Source organism: Phytoactinopolyspora endophytica (assembly GCF_004138495.1).
Classification (GTDB): Bacteria; Actinomycetota; Actinomycetes; order Jiangellales; family Jiangellaceae; genus Phytoactinopolyspora; species Phytoactinopolyspora endophytica.
In genome coordinates, this window is the sequence record NZ_ML142869.1 from 46,361 (window position 1) to 64,001 (window position 17,641).

Genomic DNA, 17,641 nt, shown 5'->3' on the forward strand with positions numbered 1-17,641 from the left:
AAGAAGGAGAAGATCCTCCGCCAACGTCGCGTTGTGATGAGCGGCAGTCTCGTTCGACTCCTTCGGAGGAGCCGAACGCGAATCCTCATGCTGTCCGGTCATGTGCTCATATTCCCTTCTTGTCCCTTTGCCGTAGCCCGCGCCTCGGGACGGCACCGCTTCGTCACCCCGGCCACCGTGGTGCGCGTCCTACCATCCTCGTTCTGCGGCCTTGACCTCCTTGTTCGCGATTGCGGTGCGTAGATCGGCGTGATCGGCGCAGGTCTGTTCGGCATAGGCGCGGGCGTAGCGGAGGATGCCGTCAGCGAATGCCGCTCCTTTGCCGATGTAGCCGGCGATTGCCTCGGGGTCGCCGCTGCGCGCATGTGACTTTGCCAGCGCGTGGCCGCACGCCGCAGCAAACTGCGGCAGAAATCCCGATATCTGCTTACCGCTGGGGATGACCTTCATATCGCGGAATTGCCGTACGTAGTAGTCATGGTTGTCGACGCGCATATGGCCGAGGAAGATGTCGCTTGCCGTCTGCATGAGGCGTTGTCCGACGATGATCCGTTCGCCGTGGTTCGGAAGCTCGCTGGGTCCAAGGAACTCCTCATAGACCGATGCGGTCGCTTGTTTGGCCTGGGAGAACACCGACTGCCGGCTGCTGTCTCCTTCCAGCAGGTGCAGCCAGACGCGCATGCCGACGCTGCCGACGCCCACAATCTGCCGGACGGAATCAACGCGTCTGAATCGGTCTACGAGTCGTCGCAGATGCGGCGGGATCGAGGCAAGATAGGTGTCGTAGACCTGTTCGTAGGCTCGCACCCGCTGCTCGTGGCTCATGCCTTCGTCTCTGCGCTTCATCGGGTCCAAGATGATGCGGCGTCGCCCGTTCTCTTCAGTGACGAGTTGCCGCACCGCGCCGTGATGCGTCCGCTTCCTCGACTGCTTCTCGATAGCACGAGCGGTGGCTTCGGCGAACTCTGAGGTCAGGCCCTCCAACGGCACGTCCGACGTGATCTGGTCGTACCAGATGTCGAGCTCGCCCATGCGGGCATACCTACGCATCGCCTTGCGGTAGCCGTCGATTGCCGCGGACGCCGCATCCTCACCACAGCCCACGGGTAGCTGTTCCGAGTCCGAGAGTACATAGACGCTCGTGACGAGACGCTTCAGATCCCACTCGAACGGCCCGGGGAGGGTTTCGTCGAAATCCCGCGCGTCGAAGAGTAACTGTCGCTCTGGCGAGGCCCAGAACCCGAAGTTGAGGATGTGTGCGTCGCCGCACATCTGAACCGTCAAGCCTGAATGCGGCGCCGAGGCGAGATCGGCGGCCATCACAGCGGCAGCACCCCGCAGGTACGTCCACGGTGAGAACGCCATCCGAGCGTACCGCAATGGTAAGAGTTCGGGGTCGCGAACGGCCTCCTGTGCGCGTAGCCGGTCGATGGCTCTCATCTGACGGACGCTGGGGTCCCACCGCGCCGCGGCTCGGCGCGGTGCCTGCTGACGCGCACGGCGACCGTCGCGGGTGCCGGCGGCGACCTTCTCCGATGCGCGAACGCGTGGAACCGGCTCGCTACTCATGAGTCACGCCTCTCGCCACGACTGCTGCCCTCGACCACAGTGTGCGGCGGGTTCACGGCTTGTTCAACGTCGCCGACGACGGTGACACGGCCGCCATCGCCTGGATCGGGCTCTGGGATCATCGATTCTGGGTCGACGAGATAGACCTCGTGACCTTCCAGCGTGAGCCGGCGCACGGCCTCCAGCAGCATGCGCCGGGCCACGTCGTCGATCGAGAAGACCATCGTGAGGTCCAGCGCCACTCTGGCCTCCCGGGGCGCGGTATCCACGATCTCCCGAACGACTCGCTCGGCTCCGGCAAAGCCGATCCCGCCCTGCAATCGGAAGACACGGGTCGCGGCCGATCCGCTGCCGCGGACGTGGTTGGATCGCACGACGGCGCGCGCGGCGGCCGGAACCTCCATCACATGCAGACCCATATCGGCAGAGAACCGTTCGAACAGTGACACGCCTCGAACACTGTTCCCATGGAGGTCCAGCCGCGGTGAGAAGGTGGCGATGCCGATCTGACCCGGGAGCGCGCCTATCAGGCCTCCGGCCACACCGCTCTTCGCCGGAATGCCGACCTGAGTCGCCCAGTCACCAGCCGCGTCATACATTCCGCAGGTGGCCATGACGCTCAGCACCTGTCGCACCACCCGCTCGTTTATCACTTGCTCGCCTGAGAGAGGATTCACCCCTCGGTTGGCCAACGTCGCTGCCATCATGGCCAGATCTCGCGCCGTGACGAGCACCGAGCACTGGCGGATGTAGCCGTCGACGATAAGCCTCGGGTCTTCAGTCAGGATGCTGTGACTGCGGAGCATGTGCGCGATGGCGAGGTTGCGGTGCGCGTTCTCCATCTCTGAGACACACACCGCCTCATCCACCTTCAACCGACGACCGGCGAACGCCGAAAGACCCTGGACCACGCGCTCCACCCGCTCTGTCGGATGCAGCTGCTCCGCACTGGCCAGCGCGTGTGCGGTGATCGCACCGGCGTTGATCATGGGATTGCGGGGACGCCCGGTGTCGCCTTCTAGGGAGATCTCGTTGAACGCCTCTCCGGATGGCTCGACCCCGACTTTGGCGAGCACAGCGTCGAAGCCGCGATCAGAAAGCGCCAGCGCATACGTGAACGGCTTGGAGATCGATTGGATCGTGAACTCGGTATCGATGTCTCCGGCACCGTAGACCACGCCGTCAACGGTGGCGAAGACCGCGCCGAGAAGCTCCGGATCCGCCGCCGCGAGCTCGGGGATGTACCCCGCGAGCTCCCCGGAAGTGTTTGACTCTACATCTCCGAGCACCTCGGTCAGATAGTCGGGAATCACTGACCGCATTCGTCCTCCTTCATGATGGCCCGACCGTCCGAACACATGACCTACTCTGCGCAGCGCGCATCACGAGCGAGCCGGTGAAGGCGATCCCTCGAAGGTCGGCGTATGTGATCCGTGGGCTTGCCGCAAGACTCGCACCGACGACGGCACCTTCGCGTCGGTAGAAGCCCCTTATGTGTTGCCAGCCGTCGGTTATGGCGCTGGCGGCTGTGCCTCTGAGGGCACTGGGGTGGACACCCGTTGCCTGACGAACCACGCCAGTGAGTACTACTCCCCTGGCGGTTTGCCCTGCATTTCGCCGTCGGCAGCGCATACCAGTTGTGCTCTGGAGCCTTGGGCTCCAAGCAGACAATGGGGAGAATGCCGACGATCGAGACAAGTTCGCCGCGTACATGGCCGGGCTGGACGCCGTAACCCTGGAAGAGCATCGGAATCCGGGTCAGGACCTCGCGCACGCCGGCGCCCTTCCGCTGGAGTCCGTATTCGCCGACATAATCACTATGATCGCTGAGCATGACGGTGAGCACCGGCCCGTCGAGCACCGACTGGGCGTGCCGACCAGGCGCTGGATCTGGTCGTCGATCATCGGAAGCGCACCGCAGTAGTTAGCGCGGTAGCGGCGCCATTGACTGTCGTAATCAGGGCGTTTCTGCTGGACGAGTTCTTGTAGCCAGAGCCAGTGGCCGCCCTTTGCATGGGCGGCTTCAGGGCCGTGGGCAAACAACGGGAAGGGGGTCGCCCGGCTCGCCGCATACGACGACGTGGACATCGGGTTCACCCTGACCCGCTTCTGGCCGGCCGCCTGGCGCGGGCACAGCGGGCGCTGGTGCCGATCAACACACAGGCGCTGTGCGCCTTCGACCACCTCACCGAACACGGCGTGGACGTGCCGACCCGCGAGGCGGCACCGTTCCTCGCCCTCTACCGCACCGCATCCGAGCGCACCACACTGCTCGACGAACTGGAACACATCCGGTCCGCAGGCCAAGACCTACACTTCGACACCTTGACCGGCGGACAGGCCCGCGAACTGGAGCCGATGCTGGGAAACACCGTCGGCGCGGCGATCCGCCTGCACCGCCAGCGCTACATCGACCCCGGCGCCTTCGTCCACCACTCGCCTCCCGCTGGGCCGAAGAACACATCACCGACGTACTCGTCGCACGCGAAACGGACGATACCCGCTCCTGAACGAGCCGGAGTACCGTCCCGCGAGCGGGCGACGCCACTCGGGCCGACCCGAGCCGTCCGAAACACTGATCGCGGCTAGGGACTACTAGCAGAGCCACGCTGCACAAGTGAGCCGAGTAGGACAGTTCTGGCTGGTGCCGCCTCATGGTGTTCAACGAGAGAGTGCATGGTGCGGGCTGCGGTCCTGCCGAGTTCGAGTGTCGGGATGTGGAAGGTAGCTCGTGCAACCCTGAACACTTCGGAACGCGAATGTGGTCAAGATCGCGTGCTCCCATTATGCTCCCGCTTCGCACGAACGGCCGTCGATGACGTTGATCGACAGGCCGCCTAGCTGGGGAAATACGGGTGGGCGATACTGGGTTCGAACCAGTGACCTCTCCGGTGTGAACGGAGCGCTCTCCCACTGAGCTAATCGCCCTTGCGCGAGTAGAACCATATCTCACCCGGAGCCCCAACGCCGAACCGGCACCCCAACGCATGCCCCAGGCCACACGGGCTCTCAGATCCGCGTGTGACGCACACCACCGAGACAGTTATAAATTCGTTACATAGAGCGCGTCACACCTTGCCTGACTCCGCGTCTTGGGGGGTATGGAACACTCCACGGTCTCCCACCCGATCATGCTCCGGCTGCTCACCGGCACGCCGGACCCGAGCCCGCTACCCGCGGACTTCGAGTACTCCATCCATGACCCGCTCTCCGTGACAGTGGCCTTCGGGACGAACTCCGATGCCCCTGTCCGCTGGGTCTTCGCCCGTGACCTTCTCAGCGAAGGTCTCGACGGTCAAGCCGGCATAGGCGACGTCACGGTCTCGCCCGTCGGGAGTCCCAATGGGATCCCCGCCATCGAGATCCGCCTCTCCTCCCCCGACGGCGATGCGTTCCTGCGAGCGCCCGCCGACGCGATCGAGGAGTTCCTGGCCGAGACCTGGCGCCTGGTGCCACCTGGAACCGAGAGCCAGCACCTCGACATCGATCTCACATTGGACGCTTTACTGGATGGGGCATAAAGGGTCTATCACTGTTATGTCCCTTTTCGGGCATCTGATGTTGTGCTACAGGCACTGAACGGTCTACGGTCAGCCAACCTGGAACTGTCCCAACAGAGGTAGGCCGTGACTTTCAGCCACGACGTACAACACTCGCTCGGCGTCGTCGTCGACCTGGTCAACACCGCTCCAGAGAGCGGTGGCCAGGAGCTTCTTCCCGACGTCGACGCGCTTCGTGCCTTTGTCGCCGACAACATGATCAGTGACGTCGGCACGCTGACCCGCAGTGATCTGGCCAATGTCCAGGCCTTGCGCCGCAAGTTCCGGGACGTCTTCCTGGCGGAGCAGACCGAACAGGCATCGGCGCTCGTCAACGACCTACTGGCCAAGGCTCGGCTATGTCCCCGTCTGACCGACCATGACGGCTACGACTGGCATATCCACTACTTTGCCCCAGGCGCGTCTCTCGCCGAGCATCTGCTGACCGACGGCGGCATGGCTCTGGCCTTCGTGGTGGTCGCGGCCGAGCAGGAGCGTCTACGGGTGTGCTACGCGCCGGATTGCGAGCGTGTGCTCGTGGATCTCTCGCGCAACCGGTCCAAGCGCTACTGCGACAGCCGCACGTGCGGCAACAGACTGCACGTCGCCGCCTACCGCGAACGACGGCGCGCGGCCGGCTGATCCTGTCTGCTCGCGGCCCAGCCCGGCTACGGCTCGAACGTCTGGGCACTGCGGCGTGCGAACGCCGCCGCGGCTTCTGCCGTCACCGTTCCCGGTGCCGTCAGCTCACGACGCCGGCCGTCGTGAACCACCGCATGGACGGCCTGCACGTCACGCACCGACGACGTGAGGAAGATCTCCTCCGCATGGTCGAGGACGTCGAAGTCCAGCTCCGCCTCCTCCGCGCCGGTCCATTCGAGTACCAGCCCGCGCGTGATTCCGGCTAAACACCCCGATTCGAGCGGCGGCGTCAGCAGTCGCCCGTCCACCACGACGAAGATGTTGCTGCCCGTCCCCTCGCACAGCAGGTCCCGCGTGTTCGCGAACACGGCCTCGCTCGCTCCGCGCTCGCGCGCGTGCGCCAGTGCGATCACGTTCTCCGCGTACGACGTGCTCTTCAGGCCCTTCGTGGCGGCCCGTTCGTTGCGGCGCCACGGCACCGTCGCCACGGTCGTCGTCGGCGGGTAGGGATCCACGGGCGTGCAGGCCACGATCAGGGTGGGTGCCGCGTCGCCCCGCCCGGAACCGAGCGGCGCCACGCCGCCGGTGTAGGTGATCCGCATCCGTGCCAGGGGCGGAGCGCCCAGATCAGCGAGGACCTCGCCGACGGCTTTGCGAACCATCTCGTAGTCCGGCACCGGCAGCCCGAGGCCCGCCGCCGAGCGGCCCAACCGGTCGAGATGGCGCTGCAAGGCGAACGGCACCCCGTCCACCACTTTCATCGTCTCGAACACGCCGTCCCCGACGGTCAGGCCGTGGTCCAACACGTTGACCTTCGCCTCAGCAGCCGGCGCAAGCTCGCCGTTCACCCAGATCAGCACGATGCCAAGCTTACGAGACGTTCCGCCTTCAGTTCCGTCTCGGCCCACTCCTTCTCAGCGTTCGAGCCCCAGGTGATGCCGGCACCGGTGCCGAAGTAGAGCGTCTCGTCGTCGGCCCAGAATGTCCGGATTCCGACAGCCAGCTCACCTTCGCCGGTGTCGGCGTCCACCCAGCCGATCCCTCCGCAATACGGACCGCGAGGAACAGGCTCTAGATCGGCGATCGCCTGCAAGGCGCTCGACTTCGGCGCGCCGGTGACCGAACCGGGCGGAAAGGTGGCGTCCAACAGCTCGGGCCAGCCGGCGTCGTCCGTGAGCTCGCCGGAGACAGTCGAGACGAGGTGGACCAGGCCAGGATGCTTCTCGACGGAGAGGAGCTCCTCCACCGCGATGGTGCCGGTCCGGCTGACCCTGGAGAGGTCGTTGCGGACCAGGTCGACGATCATCACGTTCTCCGCCTCGTCCTTGGCGGTCAGATCCGCCTCAGTTCGCCCGGTTCCCTTGATCGGCGACGACCAGACCTTACCGGCGCGACGTCGCAGGAACAGCTCGGGCGACGCCGTCACCACCTGTACGCCGGGCAGCTGGACCAGACCACCGAAAGGTGCGTCGTGGTGCTCCGCCAGACGCGTGGCTAGCGGCACTAAGCCATCGGGCCCGAGTGCGGGCAGCGGCGCACTCATGACGCGGCAGACATTGACCTGGTACACGGTCCCCGCGGCGATCCGCTCACGCACGTCTTCGACGGCCGCGATGTACTGCTCGCGATCCAGCGACGTGACCCAATCGCCGCTGCCGGGCCCACGCCACGACGCCTCAGCGCGCAACGAGGTTCTCTCCCAGGTGTCGAATCTGGCGCATGTGACATCGCCCTCGAAATTCACGACGACGGCCCACCGACCGGACCCGTCCAGCACCGCCGGGTCGTCGGCGATCTCAACCAATCCCGTGGCCAGGAGGCCGCCAAGATGCGCCACCGGCTGTATGGTGTCCGATGCGTGGTCCACGTCGTGCGACGCTACCTGATTGCGCGGGCGGCGTGCCCCATGCGTATTGGGTGGTCGTGACCGCCGTGACCCGCCTCGTACGCAGTGGATCTCAGATCGTCTACCCCCGTGTTTGGAATCAGGGGCCCAGATGGGCTAATGTTCTATCCGCACCCGGGTTCACCGGAACACCTCGGTGAGCCAAGGGCGCGGTGCGGACGTAGCGCAGCTGGTAGCGCATCACCTTGCCAAGGTGAGGGTCGCGGGTTCGAATCCCGTCGTCCGCTCGGAGCGAGGCCCGCCAGGCCTCACCTCGGTGGAGTGGCCGAGAGGCGAGGCAACGGCCTGCAAAGCCGTCTACACGGGTTCAAATCCCGTCTCCACCTCGCTTAAAGTGCCGTGAACCATCGTATCGGCATGGGCGATTAGCTCAGTGGGAGAGCGCTACCTTGACACGGTAGAGGTCACTGGTTCAATCCCAGTATCGCCCACCACACGTAACACCAGATCAGCCCCGGTCCTCGGACCGGGGCTTTTCCGTTGTGTCACCTTCGTGCCACTCCCCCTCCCACATCGCATCGGAGCAACTGTCAAACCCCGCGTATCGATGAGTGTGGCCGGACTTCCCAGGTCGGCCGCTGGAGCTGATCGTTGTGCACGATGATGTCGGCGTGGTCGGTTGGGCGAGCTGTGGCGAAGTAGAGCTGCTGGGAGGGGATATAGCGGTTGCGCCATGACCGTTCGATTTCGGCGGTGTCGGCGGTGGATCCGGCCAGCGCCGTGCCTCGGCTCCGGGCGCGATCTGCCGTCTGCATGAATGGGACGGACACGAAGATCCGCAGGTCCCACCGGTCGATGAGTTCCGGACGCAGGAGGAAGACGCCGTCGAAGAGCAGTACGGCGTCTGCGGGGGCGGTCGTGGCCGACGGGGACGATGCGGTGTCGGTGTCTCTGTCGTAGACCGCGTGCTGGAACCTTCGGTCTCCGCTTGGGCCCAGCGGATCGAGCAGGACCCGGCACAGTGCGGCGCGGTCGTGGGCGTCGAAGTAGCAGCCTTCGGCCGAGTACTGGCCGCGTCGGTAGCGCTGTGCACGGGGGAAGAGAAAGTCGTCGATGGTCGCGCGGATGACGTCGCGGTCCTGCGCGCGCAGGACGACGGCGAGCTCGTCGGCCAGCGTGGTCTTGCCGGCGGCGGGCGGCCCGTCGATGGCGACTCGCAGCGGGTGTGCGGTCGTGACGGACCTGATCGCCTCGGCCAGCCGACTGACGAGCTCGCCGCGGGTGCCTTGGTCCATTGCTGCCCCTCTCACGGTGTCTCTGTTCAGCATCGCACGTCAGGTTGGTGACTTTGGTGCGGTGCCGGACCGTGGCGAAGGATGACCCAGCTCGACAGCCCGGCCGAGCTGCCGAGGAACTGACTCAGCGGGCCGGGTGTTCGGTGATCCAGTGACTGGCGAGCAGTCCCGAGCCCGCGGTGAGGACAGCGGCGGCGACGACCGTCGCATCCAGGCCTGCCAGATCGGCGAGGACACCGGCGGTCAGGCCGCCCACCGCATAGCCGATGTCGCGCCAGAACCGGTAGGTGCCGAGTGCATTGGCTCTCCACGTGGGGTGGGCATGGTCGGACACGGAAGCGATCAGCGCCGGATAGACCATGGCGGTGCCCACGCCGAGCGCGATCGCGGAGAGGACTCCGGCCAGCAGGGGGCGTTCCAGCAGCGCGAGGGCGAGGACGAATCCGCCTGCCTGGACGTACATTCCCGTGACGATGAGGGGTTTACGGCCGATGCGGTCGGAAAGGAGACCGGTGGGGATCTGACAGAACCCCCACAGCAGTGGGTAAAGGCCCTTGATCAGACCCACAGCGGCGAGCCCGAGACCATGTTCGGTGAACAGCAAGGGGAAGACACCCCAGGCCAGGCCGTCATTGAGGTTGTTCACCATGCCGGCCTGACTGGCGCCACGCAAACTGCGGTGACTCCACGAGGTGCGGGTGAACGCCTTGCCCAGGCCAAGACGTTCGACGGTGGCGGCACGCGGCGAATGCTGGGCGAGCTCGAGCGCGACGTGCCCGGCCGTGTCCCGCACGACGATGGACAGACCCAGCCCGCCGACGACGAACGCGATGCCGATCAGCTCAGGCACGGGCCGCAGGCCGTAGACGGTTGCGAGGTAGCCAGTGACGAGCGCGGTCCCGCCGACAGCCGCGTATCCAGCGGCTTCGTTCAAGCCCGTAGCCAGCCCACGCCGGGCGGGACCGACGAGGTCGATCTTCATGTTGACCGTCATCGACCAGGTCAGGCCCTGGTTGACGCCGAGCAGGACGTTCGCGGCGACGATCCATCCCCAGGAGGGAGCCCAAGCCAGCGCGAAGGGAACGGGGATACCGATGAGCCAGCCGGTGATGAGCAGCTGCTTGCGGCGGAATCGGGCCGTCAAGGCTCCGGCGGCCAGGTTGGTCATGGCCTTGGTGAGGCCGAACGCGATGATGAAAGAGAACACGGCCAAGTCACTGGTCAGCCCGAAGACGTCGGTGCCGATCAGGGGCACGGTCGTGCGTTCTAGCCCGACCAGTGCGCCCACACAGACGTTGACGACGACCAGAAGGGTGAACTGCAGCCAGTTCTCCCTCAGCCCCAACTCGGTGGTGCGTCCACCCGGAGGCGGGTCGGTCGGGCCAGCGATCACTGGAGCGAGTCCCCAGCCCCGTCAGTCAGCGCGACGCCTTGGGCGGCCGCAAGGTCGTCGGGTCCGCCGTTGAAAACGGCGAGGTCCGTGTGGCCGGCACGCTCCAGCAGACTGGCCGCGGTCATCGCCCGCTCCCCGTGCCCGCAGTGCACGATCGCGCCTTCGGGAGCGTCGGCAGCGCGCGTCGCCAGCGCGCCGAGCTCGATGTGCACGGCGCCGGGGACATGACCGGCCACGTGCTCGGCATCCTGACGGACATCCACGACCGGACGCCGGCCGGCCTCGTCGGTGGTGAGAAACGCGGTGCTGCGTTGCTCTTCGCCCGCGGCGAGCCATGCGGGCATGCCTCCGGCCAGGTGCCCCACCAGGCGCTCGTAGCCGATCTTGTAGGCCTGCCAGACGATGTCGGAGACGTCCTGGCCATGTTCGGCCACGATGGCCAGCGGCGCGGTATCGGGAAGGAGCCAGCCCAGCCAGGTCGCGAACTGGTCCCGCAATGTGATGGAGATCGCCCCGTGGATGTGGCCTGCCGCGTACTGAGCAGCAGGCCGTACGTCGATCACGTAGCCACCGTCGGCGAGCAACGTCTTGACCTGTCCGGCATCGAGGCCGGGCAGCTGGGGTTCGGACGTGATGACGGCCGGACCGCGCCGGTTGTGCTCGGTGAGGCGGTCGAAGTAGGACGGGTAGCTACCCAGGCTCGCGGTCAGCCGGCGGACGAAGGTGTCCTCGTCAGGCGCGGCGAGCAGCGGGTTGGCCCGCCTCTGGGCCCCGATGGTGGTGGTGCGTTCAGCGCCGGCGGGTGCGGAGCAGAACGAACCCGCGCCGTGGGTGGGCCACACCTCGACGTCGTCGGGTAAGGCGGTCAGACGCGACAGCGACCGGTACTGGGCGCGTGCGAGCTCTTCGGTGCGCTCCGCACCCAGGAGGTCAGTGCGGGCTGCGGAGTTCACGATCAGTGAGCCGCCGGTGAACACGCCGAGCTCCCGGTCGCCGTCCAGCAGCAGATAGGACAGATGCTCATCGGTATGGCCGGGCGTGGCCAGCGCACGCAGTGTCAGGCCGCCCAGGTCCATCTCGTCGCCGTCGGCGAGCGGCGTGTGAGTGAATGCGCGCCGCCCCGCGGCGGAGGCGAGCACGACGGCGTCGTCGTCGTGTCCGAGCTGCACGGCCCCGGAGAGGAAGTCCGCGTGCAGGTGTGTGTCGGCGGCGAACGCGACATGCAGGCCGCGTCGGGTGGCTGCCTGGCGCAGGGCGCGTAAGTCCCTGGCAGCGTCGACCGCCAGGGCGCGACCGTCGCCGAGATCGACCAGATAGGCGCTGTTGCCGAGCCCTTGATCGACCAGCGGGATGATGTGGTCGTCGGTGAAAGCCACGGGATCCTCCAGAAAAACAGTGCGAAGCACGGTAGGTACGGATACTCTAGTACACTAATCCATGGATCTATGGAGGATTCTTGCCTGAAACTGTGAAGTCCCCGACCAAGGCCCGCCTGTACGAGGCGTTCGCCACCACGGGCAAGGCGCTGGCCAGCGGAAAAAGGCTAGAGCTGCTCGATCTCCTCGCCCAGGGCGAGCGCACCGTTGACGCGCTCGCCAAGGCGGCCGGGTTGAACCTGACCACGGCGTCCGCGCATCTACAGACGCTCAAGCAGGCCGGGCTGGTCACCACCCGTCGTGAAGGCGTCCGCATCCACTACCAGCTGGCAGGCGACGACGTCGCCCAGCTTTTCGCGCTGCTACGCAAGGTCGCCGAGACCCACCTGCCCGCCGTCGAGCCGGCTCGCGCGGCCTACCTCGGCGAGGATGGAGGGCAGGAGGTCAGCCGCGAACAGCTGCTGGCGCACGTAGAAGCCGGTGATGTCGTGGTCCTGGATGTGCGCCCTCTCGAGGAGTACGCCGCCGGGCACATCCCCGGTGCGATCTCCATCCCCGTCGACGAACTCGCCGAGCGGATCGACGATCTACCTGATGGCGTCGAGGTCGTCACCTACTGCCGGGGTGAGTACTGCGTACTGGCCCACGACGCGGTACGCATGCTGACCAGCCGCGGCCGCAGGGCGATCCGGCTCAACGACGGCATGCTGGAGTGGCGCCTGGCCGACCTGCCGATCGCTGCCGGAACCGACGCATGAGCACCGCCATCCCCGCCGAGCTCGCCGACGGTCCGATTTATCTGGATTACAACGCCACGACCCCGATCGACCCGGATGTCACAGAGGCGATGCAGCCTTACCTTGGGCGCTGGTTCGGCAACCCGTCCAGCAGCCATGCCTACGCTGACCAGCCCCGCCGTGCGTTGGCAGAAGCCCGCGCCCAGGTCGCTGACTTGATCGGGGCTACTTCCGCCGAGGTGGTGTTCACCGGCTCCGGGTCAGAGGCCGACCAGCTTGCGATTCGCGGCGCCGTCCTGGCCTCCGGCCGGCCGCGTCCGCATCTGGTCACCCAGGTCACCGAGCACCCAGCCGTTCTGGAGACCTGCCGCGCTCTCGAACGCTTACACGGCGCACGCGTGACGTATGTTCCGGTCGACAGCGACGGGCTGGTCGATCCCGGAACACTCGCCGCGGCACTGGAGACCGACACCGTGCTCGTGTCGGTGATGGCCGCCAACAACGAGACAGGCGCCATCCAGCCCATCGCCGAGCTGGCCCGCATCACCCGCGACAACGGCGCTCTGTTCCATTGCGACGCCGCCCAGGCCGCCGGAAAGATCCCGCTGGCCGTGGCCGAGTTGGAGGTGGACATGATGACCATCGTCGGCCACAAGATGTACGCCCCGAAGGGCGTCGCCGCGCTCTACGTCCGCCCTGGTGTCACCCTCGAACCGCTCCTGTACGGCGGCGGACAAGAAGGCGGACTGCGTGCCGGCACCGAGAACGTCGCGCTCGGCGTCGCCCTAGGCGTCGCTGCACAACGGGCAGTGGAAGAGCTCGCCGCCGGCAGCCACGGGCACACGCAGCACCTCCGCGACCGCCTCCATCAGCGGCTGAGCGACGCCCTGCCGGGCCGGGTCCTCCTCAACGGCCCGAATGACCAGCGCCTGCCCAACACCCTCAACATCAGCATCGACGGCACCCAAAGTCACGCTCTCCTCGACGCGGTCCCGAGAATCGCGGCGTCAACCGGGTCGGCTTGCCACAGCGGTCGTCACCGGCCCTCCCCCGTGCTTTCGGCTATGGGGATGAGCGCCGAGCGCAGTCTCGCGGCGCTGCGTCTGTCCCTCGGCCGCTGGACCACCCCCGGCGACATCGACCTCGCGGCCGACCTCCTCGTCGCCGCCGCTCGACGTGACACGCCGCGGCCATAGGACAGCTCACGTCCCGTCCGCGTGTACAGCCAGAGCCTGGTCCGTACGCAAGCGACGCCGGCCTAGTCCGTCTCGTAGCCACGACGATGGTCAGGTTCGATACCCAAGATCATGCGCAAGGCCGTCTCGACTTCCGCCATGGTTTCCGCTTTGGCGCTCCCCAGGCGCTCCAGAAAACTACCGCGCGAGACAGCGCGAATGCCTCGTGTGACCGCGACGCTCGGCATCTCCACACCCTCGCCTGGCGAAACGTTCGGCCGCAAAGGCGATGGTGCCCGTGAGCTCGAGACCGGCACAACCACCAAGAGCTCATCTTGCACACCAGCTTTGATCTCATCCACCGACACGACGATCACTGGCCTGTTCTTTCCAGGCTCACCCTTGCGCGCAGCACCGAGAGAGACCAGCCACAGCTCGCCCCGCTGCGGCTCAGTCGATGCCATCAGACAGAGTCGCCTCCCACTCCGCTTCTTCTGCCTGGACCTCGGCCGCGGCAGCGTCATTACGCACAGCCGCACGTTCAGCCCGGAAGAACGACTCTCGCCTCGCCTTGCCAGCCATCTCTGCAAGGAGCGCCGAGATCGACAAACCACGTTCCTGTGCCTGCTCTGCCAAGAGATCACGCGTCTCCCGGCTCACTCTGAGCGTGGCAGTTTCAGCACCCATGTAGCCATGTTATGGCGCCATCGAAGGCGACACAAGGTGGCTTCGACAACAGGCGTCCACAGCGTCTCAACCCCTCTCTGAGGCAGTCAGCATGCCGGCAGGTCAGTGGTCAACCATCCAGCACGGCCAACGCGAACCGCCGACGACGATCAGGGTCAGCGATCACTTCGTACTCGCTCACCTTGTCGTCTTTGACGGTAATAGTGATGATCAGCCGCAGCCGTCCGCGCGGAGCCACGACGATGCCCACGGCGCCATCCACCAGGGCGACCTCCGCGAACCGCGCCTGCCGCCCCAGAATGGCGGCCTCCTCGGCTACTGCCTGTGCGCCGCGAACCTCCGTCGCGACGTCCGGTGGCAGCACGGCAGGCTCAGCCCTTCGGACGACGTCGGGGGCCAGCACTGCGAGAAACGCCTCGACGTCGCCGCCCCGGGCCGCGTCCAAGAACGCCTCGACAACTCTCCTGTGCCGGGAAAGTTCAACGCTGGAGACCGCTGGAGTGCCCTGCACTCTGTGCCGCGCACGGCTGGCCAGCTTCTTCGTGGCGACCGTGGAGCGCCCCACGATAGGAGCGATCTCGTCAAAGGGCATGGCGAAGGTGTCATGCAGGACGAACGCCACCCGCTCCGCAGGGCCCAGCGTGTCGAGCACCACGAGCATCGCGCGGCCGACCGAGTCGACCAGCAATGCTTCGTATTCGGGATCGCCTCGCTCATGCGCGTCCCGGACCGACTCGGTCACCCGTTGGCCCACCGGCTCCTCGCGTCGCGACGCGCGCGACCGCAGCATGTCGAGACACACCCGGGATATGACTGTCCTCAACCATCCGGGCAGGTTCTCGACAGCGCCGGGATCGACACGGTTAAGCCGCAACCACGTCTCCTGGACAGCGTCCTCCGCCTCGACGGGTGAGCCCAGGATCCGATACGCGACACCCCGCAGGTGGCTGCGCTCAGCCTCGAACCGTGCCGCGAGCTCGTCATGATCGTCCATCGGTCACCTTTCCGGACCGCCAACCGTCACCTACGTAGGGACCGGAACGCGACGGTCAATCCCGATAGACCGTTGCCAGCCAACACACACATTGGCGACTCCGACGAGGACGCACATGAGCGGACAAACACCCGCTCGAATTTTATCTCGCGCTCCTCGTGCCTACTCCCCCACCGTCGCGCGACGTGACGGGAAAGACGTGCATGCGCGCCATGCATCCCTGATGACGACGGGTGCACGTGCCATCCCCTGATAGCCAAGGAGACACCCATGAGCACAAGCCTGTCCACCGCCCTCGGCCAGCCACTGCTGCGCAGTGTGACGATGGGAGACCTCGAGCTGCCGAACCGCATGGTCATGGCTCCGGCGACGCGCGCTCGCGCCGCCAACGACCAGCTCGTGCCGACCGAGCTTCATGCCGCCTACTACTCGCAGCGCGCCAGCGCCGGCCTGATCATCACCGAGGGAACCTGGATCAGCGAGAACGCGATCGGCTTCATCAACGTTCCCGGCATCTACAGCGAGGATCAGGTCACCGAATGGAGCCGGGTGACCGACATCGTGCATGCCGTCGGCGGTCGGATTCTCCTGCAGCTCTGGCACACGGGTTCCGTCTCGCATCCCGATCTCCGTCAAGGCCAGCTTCCAGCCGGCCCGTCGGCGGTCAACCCGTGCGAGCGAGTCTTCACCCCAGCCGGATTCAAGGAAACCGTCGTGCCCCGCGAGATGACGATGGCGGATATCACGCACACGATCACCGACTACCGCACCGCCGCGGAGAACGCCCGACGTGCCGGGTTCGACGGGGTCGAGATACAGGCCGTCGGGTCATCCCTGATCCCGCAGTTCCTGAACCCACGCCTGAACCGCCGCAACGACGGGTACGGCACCGACCGAGCCGGCCGACGGCGGCTGGTGCTCGAGATCATCGACGCGGTCACAGCGGCTTGGCCCGGAGGGCACGTCGGCCTGCGCCTGTCGCCCTACTGGACCGTGCGGGACGTCTTCAATGCGGACGACGACATGCGGTCGACCTATCCCTACGTCGCCGACGACGAGGTCCTCAGCGACTACGACGAACTCGTCGAAGAGCTCAACCGGCACGCGCTGGCCTACCTGCACCTGCGGGGACCGGTGCTCGCGGGACCGGACGGCACACCCGACTTCAGCGCGTTCGCCCGCTACCGGAGACTGTTCGACGGCGCGCTGATCGCGAACCACGGGTTCGACCGCCAGTCCGGGAACAGCATCATCGACGAGGATGCGGCCGACGCCGTTTCGTTCGCGCGACACTTCATCGCCAACCCGGATCTCGTCACGCGATTCGCCATGAACCGCGCCATGACCACCGGCGATCCTCAGACGTACTACGGGGGCGAGTCTCGCGGTTACGTCGACTACCCGGTGCTGAGCTGGAGCGAGTAGCCGCGGCCCTCCAGTCGCGCGTGCGTCAGCTGAGCGGCACGGGGATCCGGTGATCAGGCTGACCATCCTTGGCGAGGATCCAGTGCGAGTCGGCCGTGGCGTGGTAGAGGCGCAGGCCGGCACCGGGCTGGACGTCGTCGCTGCTCCATTCGTGTCCACCGTGCGCGATCGAACGGCGGGAGAAGGCCTCGATCCCCTGACCTGTCTCGCCGTCTTCGAGCAACTTTGCTTCTGCGGACACGTACACGCCTTGCCCTGTGCCTATCGCCGCCTGCGAGTCGAACACCACGAAGCCCACCTCAGGTCGCACCGCGATGTTGCGGGAATGCGTCACGTCGGGCGAGGAGATCCAGAAGAACTCGCTGAAGTCAATGTGCGCGAAGTAGACCGGCGAGCTCCACGGTCGTCCCGTCGCATCGGCGGTGGCGAGGACGAGGTAGCGGGTGGCCTCGATGATGTCTCGGACGGTCTGCGCAGCAGGGTCGGTGGCCCGCATGTCAGCCCATCCTTCGGTAGATGAGGTCGAAGTCGTGCTCCCAGTCCCCGCCCTCGGGACCGATCTCCCAGGCGCCGTTGATCACGCTTGCGTCGTCGCTGAACGTGCCGGTGAAGCGCTGGCGGAAGTCGAGCGGCGTGAAGTCAGGCGACTCCCGGGTCAGTGTCCATACCCCGTCGGCGAAGTCCATCGCATACAGGCGTACGACGCCGCGGGAGTCGTAGTAGTGCTGCGTGTACGCCCTGGTCCTCGGATCGACGCTGATGATGGTCAAGCTGTTGGGTGCCTCCGGTATCGTGATCTCGGTGCGTTGGAGCAGAAACTGCCCGTTCAGGGCCCATTCGAATCGACAGCGTGCTCGCGCGTCATCCGCGGCCGCCGCGGACGCCATGGCCGCTGCGGGGTGGCCCTCAGGGAAGCGAACCTCCAACATCCATTCACCGACGAACGCGTCCAGGCGCGCCAAC

20 protein-coding genes and 4 tRNA genes are annotated in these 17,641 nt (G+C 66.3%); 10 read left to right on the forward strand and 14 right to left on the reverse strand.

Annotation, left to right across the window (positions count from 1 at the left end; translation table 11 throughout):
• Window positions 1-189: 189 nt before the first annotated feature.
• Window positions 190-1,569: a DUF2252 domain-containing protein gene (locus ELR45_RS29090; RefSeq protein WP_338069616.1), complete on the reverse strand. Its 1,380-nt coding sequence runs from the start codon at window positions 1,567-1,569 to the stop codon at window positions 190-192.
• A complete protein-coding gene (locus ELR45_RS29095; RefSeq protein ID WP_129669424.1) occupies window positions 1,566-2,891 on the reverse strand; it encodes a glutaminase in 1,326 nt (441 codons plus the stop codon). The genes ELR45_RS29090 and ELR45_RS29095 overlap by 4 nt, the downstream gene beginning before the upstream one ends.
• A 317-nt stretch (window positions 2,892-3,208) precedes the next feature.
• On the opposite strand from ELR45_RS29095, the gene ELR45_RS29100 reads away from it, so the two are divergent.
• On the forward strand, window positions 3,209-3,493 hold the full coding sequence (locus ELR45_RS29100) for a hypothetical protein (RefSeq protein ID WP_129669425.1): 285 nt from the start codon (window positions 3,209-3,211) through the stop codon (window positions 3,491-3,493).
• Between the two features lie 221 nt (window positions 3,494-3,714).
• The gene (locus ELR45_RS29105; protein WP_129669426.1) at window positions 3,715-4,158 is read left to right on the forward strand and encodes an FAD-binding oxidoreductase/lyase; all 444 of its coding nucleotides are present in this window, start codon (window positions 3,715-3,717) and stop codon (window positions 4,156-4,158) included.
• Here the strand turns inward: ELR45_RS29105 and ELR45_RS43065 are convergent.
• Both ELR45_RS43065 and ELR45_RS29115 read right to left on the reverse strand, forming a co-directional pair.
• Window positions 4,155-4,316 carry a substrate-binding domain-containing protein gene (locus ELR45_RS43065; RefSeq protein ID WP_129669427.1) on the reverse strand — a complete coding sequence of 54 codons (162 nt, stop codon included), beginning with the start codon at window positions 4,314-4,316 and terminating at the stop codon, window positions 4,155-4,157. The genes ELR45_RS29105 and ELR45_RS43065 overlap by 4 nt on opposite strands.
• Window positions 4,317-4,425: 109 nt before the next feature.
• Window positions 4,426-4,497, reverse strand: a tRNA-Val gene (locus ELR45_RS29115).
• Window positions 4,498-4,670: 173 nt separating this feature from the next.
• On the opposite strand from ELR45_RS29115, the gene ELR45_RS29120 reads away from it, so the two are divergent.
• Together ELR45_RS29120 and ELR45_RS29125 are read left to right on the forward strand one after the other, a co-directional pair.
• Window positions 4,671-5,090, forward strand: a complete 420-nt coding sequence (locus ELR45_RS29120; protein WP_129669428.1) for an SsgA family sporulation/cell division regulator — start codon at window positions 4,671-4,673, stop codon at window positions 5,088-5,090.
• A gap of 105 nt (window positions 5,091-5,195) precedes the next feature.
• Window positions 5,196-5,750 carry a CGNR zinc finger domain-containing protein gene (locus ELR45_RS29125; RefSeq protein WP_129669429.1) on the forward strand — a complete coding sequence of 185 codons (555 nt, stop codon included), beginning with the start codon at window positions 5,196-5,198 and terminating at the stop codon, window positions 5,748-5,750.
• Window positions 5,751-5,776: 26 nt separating this feature from the next.
• Here the strand turns inward: ELR45_RS29125 and ELR45_RS29130 are convergent, their stop codons facing one another.
• Complete coding sequence (locus ELR45_RS29130) at window positions 5,777-6,610, reverse strand: aminotransferase class IV (protein ID WP_129669430.1); 834 nt, start codon at window positions 6,608-6,610, stop codon at window positions 5,777-5,779.
• On the reverse strand, window positions 6,604-7,617 hold the full coding sequence (locus ELR45_RS29135) for a chorismate-binding protein (protein ID WP_205857495.1): 1,014 nt from the start codon (window positions 7,615-7,617) through the stop codon (window positions 6,604-6,606). Before ELR45_RS29135 ends, ELR45_RS29130 begins: the two co-directional genes overlap by 7 nt.
• A gap of 193 nt (window positions 7,618-7,810) precedes the next feature.
• Between ELR45_RS29135 and ELR45_RS29140 the strand changes: the two genes are divergently transcribed.
• The 3 genes from ELR45_RS29140 to ELR45_RS29150 all read left to right on the forward strand — a co-directional run bounded on the left by ELR45_RS29140 (window position 7,811) and on the right by ELR45_RS29150 (window position 8,090).
• Window positions 7,811-7,883 (forward strand) — tRNA-Gly (locus ELR45_RS29140).
• A gap of 28 nt (window positions 7,884-7,911) precedes the next feature.
• Window positions 7,912-7,982 (forward strand) — tRNA-Cys (locus tag ELR45_RS29145).
• A 33-nt stretch (window positions 7,983-8,015) separates the two neighbouring features.
• Window positions 8,016-8,090: transfer RNA gene (locus ELR45_RS29150), tRNA-Val, on the forward strand.
• Window positions 8,091-8,186: 96 nt separating this feature from the next.
• On the opposite strand, the gene ELR45_RS29155 is transcribed toward ELR45_RS29150, so the two are convergent.
• From ELR45_RS29155 to ELR45_RS29165, 3 genes are all read right to left on the reverse strand, one after another.
• The gene (locus ELR45_RS29155; protein ID WP_129669431.1) at window positions 8,187-8,891 is read right to left on the reverse strand and encodes a cytidylate kinase family protein; all 705 of its coding nucleotides are present in this window, start codon (window positions 8,889-8,891) and stop codon (window positions 8,187-8,189) included.
• A gap of 124 nt (window positions 8,892-9,015) precedes the next feature.
• Window positions 9,016-10,284: an MFS transporter gene (locus tag ELR45_RS29160; RefSeq protein WP_205857496.1), complete on the reverse strand. Its 1,269-nt coding sequence runs from the start codon at window positions 10,282-10,284 to the stop codon at window positions 9,016-9,018.
• Window positions 10,281-11,660: an MBL fold metallo-hydrolase gene (locus tag ELR45_RS29165; RefSeq protein ID WP_129669432.1), complete on the reverse strand. Its 1,380-nt coding sequence runs from the start codon at window positions 11,658-11,660 to the stop codon at window positions 10,281-10,283. The genes ELR45_RS29160 and ELR45_RS29165 overlap by 4 nt, the downstream gene beginning before the upstream one ends.
• 80 nt (window positions 11,661-11,740) lie before the next feature.
• Here ELR45_RS29165 and ELR45_RS29170 point away from each other — a divergent pair, with 80 nt between their 5' ends.
• Both ELR45_RS29170 and ELR45_RS29175 read left to right on the forward strand, forming a co-directional pair.
• Window positions 11,741-12,418, forward strand: coding sequence for an ArsR/SmtB family transcription factor (locus tag ELR45_RS29170; protein WP_205857497.1), 678 nt, complete (start codon window positions 11,741-11,743; stop codon window positions 12,416-12,418).
• Window positions 12,415-13,593 carry a cysteine desulfurase family protein gene (locus ELR45_RS29175; RefSeq protein WP_129669433.1) on the forward strand — a complete coding sequence of 393 codons (1,179 nt, stop codon included), beginning with the start codon at window positions 12,415-12,417 and terminating at the stop codon, window positions 13,591-13,593. Before ELR45_RS29170 ends, ELR45_RS29175 begins: the two co-directional genes overlap by 4 nt.
• Window positions 13,594-13,655: 62 nt before the next feature.
• Here ELR45_RS29175 and ELR45_RS29180 read toward each other — a convergent pair whose 3' ends face one another.
• From ELR45_RS29180 to ELR45_RS29190, 3 genes are all read right to left on the reverse strand, one after another.
• On the reverse strand, window positions 13,656-14,096 hold the full coding sequence (locus ELR45_RS29180) for a type II toxin-antitoxin system PemK/MazF family toxin (RefSeq protein ID WP_338069617.1): 441 nt from the start codon (window positions 14,094-14,096) through the stop codon (window positions 13,656-13,658).
• A complete protein-coding gene (locus tag ELR45_RS29185; RefSeq protein ID WP_129669435.1) occupies window positions 14,023-14,259 on the reverse strand; it encodes an antitoxin in 237 nt (78 codons plus the stop codon). Before ELR45_RS29185 ends, ELR45_RS29180 begins: the two co-directional genes overlap by 74 nt.
• Before the next feature lie 109 nt (window positions 14,260-14,368).
• Entirely contained in the window at window positions 14,369-15,253 is an 885-nt protein-coding gene (locus tag ELR45_RS29190) for a sigma-70 family RNA polymerase sigma factor (protein ID WP_129669436.1), read from the reverse strand.
• Window positions 15,254-15,523: 270 nt separating this feature from the next.
• On the opposite strand from ELR45_RS29190, the gene ELR45_RS29195 reads away from it, so the two are divergent.
• Window positions 15,524-16,678: an alkene reductase gene (locus ELR45_RS29195; RefSeq protein WP_129669437.1), complete on the forward strand. Its 1,155-nt coding sequence runs from the start codon at window positions 15,524-15,526 to the stop codon at window positions 16,676-16,678.
• A 25-nt stretch (window positions 16,679-16,703) separates the two neighbouring features.
• On the opposite strand, the gene ELR45_RS29200 is transcribed toward ELR45_RS29195, so the two are convergent.
• The gene (locus ELR45_RS29200; protein ID WP_129669438.1) at window positions 16,704-17,174 is read right to left on the reverse strand and encodes a pyridoxamine 5'-phosphate oxidase family protein; all 471 of its coding nucleotides are present in this window, start codon (window positions 17,172-17,174) and stop codon (window positions 16,704-16,706) included.
• 1 nt (window position 17,175) lies between these two features.
• Window positions 17,176-17,641 (reverse strand): DUF1579 family protein (locus ELR45_RS29205; protein ID WP_205857498.1); only part of this gene is annotated, 466 nt, incomplete at its 5' end.